This window comes from Pseudomonas juntendi, assembly GCF_009932375.1.
Classification (GTDB): Bacteria; Pseudomonadota; Gammaproteobacteria; order Pseudomonadales; family Pseudomonadaceae; genus Aquipseudomonas; species Aquipseudomonas juntendi.
Map to the genome: position 1 here is coordinate 1 of NZ_BLJG01000388.1, position 1174 is coordinate 1174.

Sequence of the window (1174 nt, forward strand, 5' to 3'; positions counted from 1 at the left end):
GGCGCGTGGCTTCGATCAGTTGCTTGATCTGTGCGGCACGGGCCTTCTGCTCCGCCTTTTCCTGCTGCTGGCGGTTCAGCTCCTGGTCGCGCTTGACCTTTTCGGCCATGGCTTCCTTGGCCAGACGCTGCTGGCTGTCGTCGACGTCGACCTGGCCTTTGTGCTCCATGCGCTTCTGTTTCTTTTCAGCTTTGTTGGTCTGCGAGACCTGTTTCTGGTTGACCAGACCGGCTTTGAGCAATTGGTCGCGAAGGGAAAGGCTCATGAATGTTCACTCACTTATGCAACAGCTCAGCCGCAGCTGGGCAGGTTCTTTTCCTGACGCTTGGCTTCACCCCACAGGGCGTCCAGCTCGTCAAGGTTACACGCTTCAATAGGGCGACCGCTGTCGCGCAATGCCTGTTCGATAAAGCGGAAACGCCGCTCGAACTTGCGATTGGCGCGGCGCAGGGCATGTTCTGGGTCTTGCTTGAGGTGGCGCGCCAGGTTCACGGCCGCGAACAGCAGGTCACCGACCTCATCTTCGAGCGCATCGGCATCACCCTCGGCCATGGCCTGCAGCACTTCGTCCAGCTCCTCGCGGACTTTATCCAGCACCGGGAGCGCCGCAGGCCAGTCGAAGCCGACCGTGGCCGCACGCTTTTGCAGTTTGGCCGCCCGCGAAAGCGCCGGCAAGGTCGTGGGTACGTCGTCGAGCAGGGACAACTGCTCAGGCAGGCTTTTTTCCGCCCGTTCCTGGGCCTTGATTTCTTCCCAGCGCGACTTGACCTGGGCCTCGCTCAAGCGGGGGGTGTCCAGCGGCGCATACAGCTCACCCGTAGGGAACACATGCGGGTGGCGCCGAATGAGCTTGCGGGTGATGCTGTCGACCACGCCATCGAACTCGAAACGCCCCTCCTCCCTGGCCAGCTGGCTGTAGTAGACCACCTGGAACAGCAAGTCGCCCAGCTCACCCTGCAGGTGCTCGAAGTCACCGCGCTCGATGGTGTCGGCGACTTCGTAGGCCTCTTCGAGGGTATGCGGGACGATGCTCGCGTAGTTCTGCTGCAAGTCCCATGGGCAACCGTACTGCGGGTCGCGCAGGCGGGCCATGAGGTGCAGCAGGTCTTCGAGGGTGTAGGTCATTCAGGCAGGTCCTTCGGTGGTGGCTTTATCGCGGGCTTGCCCGCTGCCA

The 1174-nt window shown here is 62.1% G+C and carries 2 protein-coding genes; both read right to left on the reverse strand.

Features of this window, described 5'->3' with window-relative positions; translation table 11 throughout:
• The coding region (locus GYA94_RS26240) for a DUF2058 family protein (protein WP_161893413.1) at nucleotides 1–265 on the reverse strand (265 nt) is incomplete at its 3' end.
• Nucleotides 266–291: 26 nt separating this feature from the next.
• Entirely contained in the window at nucleotides 292–1125 is an 834-nt protein-coding gene (gene mazG, locus GYA94_RS26245) for a nucleoside triphosphate pyrophosphohydrolase (protein WP_161893414.1), read from the reverse strand.
• Nucleotides 1126–1174: the final 49 nt, after the last annotated feature.

Coding starts and splice junctions, on each gene's coding strand:
- mazG (WP_161893414.1), bottom strand. CDS start 1,125: ATGACCTACACCCTCGAAGACCTGCTGCACCTCATGGCCCGCCTGCGC.